The sequence below is a fragment of the Streptomyces sp. NPDC051907 genome (genome assembly GCF_040681075.1).
Taxonomy (GTDB): Bacteria; Actinomycetota; Actinomycetes; order Streptomycetales; family Streptomycetaceae; genus Streptomyces.
This window is the reverse complement of sequence record NZ_JBFAYB010000243.1, coordinates 1-1,376: the sequence shown is the minus strand read 5'-3', so window position 1 is coordinate 1,376 and position 1,376 is coordinate 1. Positions and strand designations below refer to the sequence as shown.

3 protein-coding genes are annotated in these 1,376 nt (G+C 35.6%); all 3 read left to right on the top strand.

Features of this window, described 5'->3' with window-relative positions; genetic code table 11:
* A partial coding sequence (locus AB0M39_RS42095) for an ATP-binding protein (RefSeq protein WP_365374509.1) occupies positions 1-548 on the top strand: 548 nt, incomplete at its 5' end.
* Between the two features lie 8 nt (positions 549-556).
* Positions 557-721 carry a hypothetical protein gene (locus AB0M39_RS42090; protein WP_305196091.1) on the top strand — a complete coding sequence of 55 codons (165 nt, stop codon included), beginning with the start codon at positions 557-559 and terminating at the stop codon, positions 719-721.
* Positions 711-1,121, top strand: coding sequence for a hypothetical protein (locus tag AB0M39_RS42085; protein ID WP_352038550.1), 411 nt, complete (start codon positions 711-713; stop codon positions 1,119-1,121). The genes AB0M39_RS42090 and AB0M39_RS42085 overlap by 11 nt, the downstream gene beginning before the upstream one ends.
* Positions 1,122-1,376 lie beyond the last annotated feature (255 nt).

Here is a 1,376-nt window from a genome sequence, read left to right as displayed (position 1 = left end):
TGACAATAAAAAAAGCAAGTTTTGAAAATTTTAATGCAGTAACTGACGAAGAAAAGAGAGCTTTGGCGTTCGCAAAAGAAGTATCTGAATATTATTATACTGGCGGTGAGGGAAACACAGTAGTAAGCGGGCCAGCAGGAACAGGGAAAAGTCACCTAGCCATGAGCATCTTAAAAGATTGTTTGCAGCATACTGATTTAACCGTTATTTTTGCAAGTTGGTCAGAGGTTCTTCACTTAATCAAAGATAGTTTTGATAATAAAGACAGCTTTTATTCAACTGAATACTTCATGGAAGTTTTTAGAAATACTGACTTATTAGTTATTGATGATATTGGAAGCGAGAAAATAACAGAATGGTCGATGTCTTTACTGACAGAAGTTTTGGATGCAAGGACTAAGACAATTATTACCACTAATCTAAAAAGTGATGAAATAAGAAAAAAATATCACAACAGGACATATAGCCGTTTGTTCAGAGGTATTGGAAAAAAAGCATTCAATTTTGAAAACATTAAAGATAAGCGTGTTAGTCAATTGCCATTCTAGGAGAAGCAATGAAAACAATGATCATTGAGCAGTGGGAAAACGAACATTACCCACTCGGAAGAATTAAAAAGCAGAAGCTGGCAGAGAAATCTGAGCATGAGATTATTTTTATTCTTAATCGCATGGATCAGATGCCTGCAATTGTTAGATTTGGAGAAGCAAGTGAAGTTTGAATTTAACTTTCTCAGAAAAGAAATGATAAATGAGAATGATAACAAGGGCACAACTTATGGTTCAAGAATTGCAGCCAATAATACTAAACAGCGTTTAAGACGGATTGCATGTAGAACAGCTCATGAATGGCTAGACCAGTCAGATGAAGTATTTGAGCAATTTCATGAGAAACACCGTTGCGATGTGTTCGTCGTAATTTATCCACCCAAACGCTTTAAATATGATCCACCAAATTATGAACCAGCTTCTAAAGCATTAATTGATGGACTGACAGATGCTGGAATTTGGAATGATGATAATTACAACGTTATTCGCAGAACAAGCTTTGAGCATGGTGGACTTTCTGGAGATACAAAGACCTGGAAAGTAGAGTTAGTAGTGAAAGAACTGACAGAATAGCATTAAATCATGAAAATTGCGGTTACATTGAGCGCTTAAACCATTTCGTGGATAATTTACCACGAACTAACTAAAATCGCTTAGAAGCTAAAATATGAGGTGTTATTATGACAACGCAAAAAGAAAAAAATGTCCTAGATTTTAAAGACAAGGATATCTTGAAGAATCATAAAGTCGCTGACAAAGACGACGAATGGTTTCACGAACAATGGAAAAATAAACTAAGCGGATTGAAAGAGGCAGGAGATGGCAAGG

Coding starts and splice junctions, on each gene's coding strand:
- AB0M39_RS42090 (WP_305196091.1), top strand. CDS start 557: ATGAAAACAATGATCATTGAGCAGTGGGAAAACGAACATTACCCACTC.